Here is a 1,598-nt window from a genome sequence, read left to right on the forward strand (position 1 = left end):
ACGGCGGCCTGCGTCCCGTCGGAGACGGCGGCCGCACGGTCTATCGCCGGCGCCCGTTCCCTGGACACTGGTACGGCACCACACCCGGCAAGGGCCAAGGCGCCTGCAGCGCTCAACGCCGCGGTCCTGCGGTTTGCGAACATCGCGTCTCCATCCGGTCGGGACATGTCCGGGCCATGCTTCAGACAAACTTGCCTTCACACATACTTGCCAAACCAGGCGAGCGTGTCGTTCCATGCGGCCGTGGCCTGCTCCTGGTTGTAGCGCGGCCCGGTGTCATTGTGGAATGCGTGGTCCACGCCGGGATAGATGTTGAGCTCGTTCCGGACACCGGTTTTGGCCAGAGCATCCCGGAGCGCCGGCATGGCGCCGGTGATCCGCTGGTCCAGTTCGGCGTAGACGCCGAAGACGGCCGCCTTGATGGCCGGGACCTTGTCCAGGTCAGGCGCGGGTCCGTAGAACGCCGAGGTCGCCAACAGGCCCGGGATCGCCGTCGCCGACTGCCACGTGATGCCGCCACCGAAGCAGAAGCCGTTCATGGCGATCCGCCCGTGATCAACGAAGTCCTGGGCGTTCAGGTAGTCAAAGCCGGCCGTGAAGTCTGAAACGTGACGCTGCGCCCCGGCCTGGGTCAGTGCTCCCGGGACAGCATCCGGGTCCATGCCAGCGGTACCGCCTTCCCTGCTCAGCAGGTCCAGGGCCAGAGCCGCGTATCCGGCTTTGGCGAAGCGGCGCGCCACATCCTGGATATGCGGTGTCAGCCCGCGGTTCTCGTGGCAGACCAGCACGGCCGGTCCGGCGGCCCCGTGGTCGGGCCGTGCGAGATAGCCACTAATGTCGGTGCCGCCCGATGCGAATTGCACGGTCGCCGTCGTCAGTCCGGCCGCGCCCTCCGGGACCGATAACGGGCTTTTGGCCCCCGGCACCGCGCCCGCGGACGCTGTGCCGGACCCCGGCGCGGACGACGTCGGCGTCGGCATGGGATCGGTACTGCGGGGAACCTCCTCGGGCGTGCAGCCCACCAGGAGCATCGCTGCCGAGGCCGCCGCCATGCTGCCGGTGATGAACGCCACCCGGCGCGTGAACGTATGCTGGCTCATGGCGCCCGAGCGGTAGTCGTCGAAGAATTCCTCAATCAGGTACTTCTCAAACTTGCCAAGCTGGGTCATGGCGGGCCTCCTCAGTGTGCCGATCATCCTCCTCCGAAGTCAGATGTCCGGCAAGGGTCCTGCACAGGCCGGCCCGACGGCGCCACTTCCCAACAACGACGACGACGCCTCGACGCAGCCCCGGCACCAGGCCACAACGGTCAAACGCGCGCGCAGCCTTCTCCCAGCCGCCTGAGGCCAGCCATTTCAGTCCTCGGGTTCCGAGGGCCGGGCAGGCCGGCGCCCCGACAGCGTCTGGACTGCCTCTGCGATGCCCTCATCCCCTCGTTCAATCTCTTGCATGTAGAGTCTTCCGCTCGTAATGAGGCCGTCCTCGATCTCGAAGATCGTCACCCCGCGCATGTCGAAGGGCCGCCCATCAGTCCCGGTGCCGGCCCAGGTCCATTCGCTCCACGTGGTATTACCGTCGTCCACGGAGCGGAGCACTTC

2 protein-coding genes are annotated in these 1,598 nt (G+C 67.3%); both read right to left on the reverse strand.

Annotated features, from left to right (window positions below; all coding sequences use genetic code 11):
- Positions 1-197 precede the first annotated feature (197 nt).
- Complete coding sequence (locus LQV45_RS31095; RefSeq protein ID WP_230011173.1) at positions 198-1,169, reverse strand: dienelactone hydrolase family protein; 972 nt, start codon at positions 1,167-1,169, stop codon at positions 198-200.
- Between the two features lie 186 nt (positions 1,170-1,355).
- Positions 1,356-1,598, reverse strand: a 243-nt coding sequence (locus tag LQV45_RS31100) for a nuclear transport factor 2 family protein (protein WP_230011175.1), incomplete at its 5' end; no start/stop codon positions are given.

The sequence above is a fragment of the Microbacterium sp. Bi128 genome (assembly GCF_918698205.1).